The sequence below is a fragment of the Rathayibacter sp. AY2B9 genome (assembly GCF_002931595.1).
In the GTDB taxonomy this organism is placed as follows: Bacteria; Actinomycetota; Actinomycetes; order Actinomycetales; family Microbacteriaceae; genus Rathayibacter.
Window position 1 is genome coordinate 1 of record NZ_PSUB01000038.1, and the last position, 1,010, is coordinate 1,010.

Sequence of the window (1,010 nt, forward strand, 5' to 3'; positions counted from 1 at the left end):
GTCTCGGGGGTGGGGCTCGGGGTGGGTGTCGGGGTGGCGTCGGCGTCCGGCGCAGTGGTGCCGGAGTCGGCGCCCGGTGTGGAGTCCTGGACGCGGATCGACCCGCCCTCCTGGGCGATGCGGACCACGAACGGCTCGGCCTCGGGATCGCCGAAGGTCTGCGTCCACAGCTGACGGCCGTCGGCGGTGCGGACCTCGCGGGGCGCGTCGATCGCGCCTCCGTCGGCGTCCAGAACGAGGAGCTCGGTGTCCTCCGTGGTCGCCTCGAGGCGGACCGCCGTTCCCGCCATCGTGGCGACGGACACGTGCCCGTAGCCGATCCAGAGGTCCAGCGGCTCGCCGGAGGTCTCGTAGCCGGGTGCGACCGTGACGCGCAGGTCGCTCGCCGCGAGCGTCGCGTAGCGGCCGGGAGCGGCGCTCGAGAAGCCGTAGGTGCCCAGCACGGGGAGCAGCTCGCGGTCGGTCGGCAGCACGGCGGCGCAGGCGGCCGTGACCAGCGCGACCGTCGCGAGGGCGACCAGCGCGATCGCGCGCCTCCGGAACAGGCCGGCGAGCACGATCACCACGGCGAGCACGAGCGCGGCCGAGGCGGCTCCGACGACGAGGGCCGTCGGCCCGGAGGCGGTGAGCGAGACCAGTGCGCCGGTCAGTGCGGCGGCGCCCAGGGCGAGCAGCGTGAGGCTCGCCCGCAGCCGGGGGTTCGCGGCGCGTCGGAGGCGCTGGCGCTCCAGGCGCGCGGCGGTGACGGCGGCGGCGGCGACTCGCGCCTCCTCCGCCCGGGCGCGGGCCGTCTCGCGGGCCGTCGCGCTCTGCTGGGCGCGGAACGCCTCCCGCTCGGCCCGCCACGCCTCCTGGCGCTCGCGCCACTCGGCGACGGCCTCGGGGGACGAGGGGCGCTCGTCCTGCAGGCCCGAGCACCCGGCGTCCCGCGCCGGGGTCAGCCGTCGTCGCGAGCGGCGCGGCGGTCGAGCAGGCGGGCGAGTCCGAGGAGGAGCGCCATGGCGCCGAGC

1 pseudogene is annotated in these 1,010 nt (G+C 77.9%); it reads right to left on the minus strand.

What is annotated here, in order from left to right:
• Positions 1–1,010, minus strand: a pseudogene (locus tag C5C25_RS16630) (hypothetical protein); the annotation flags it as partial.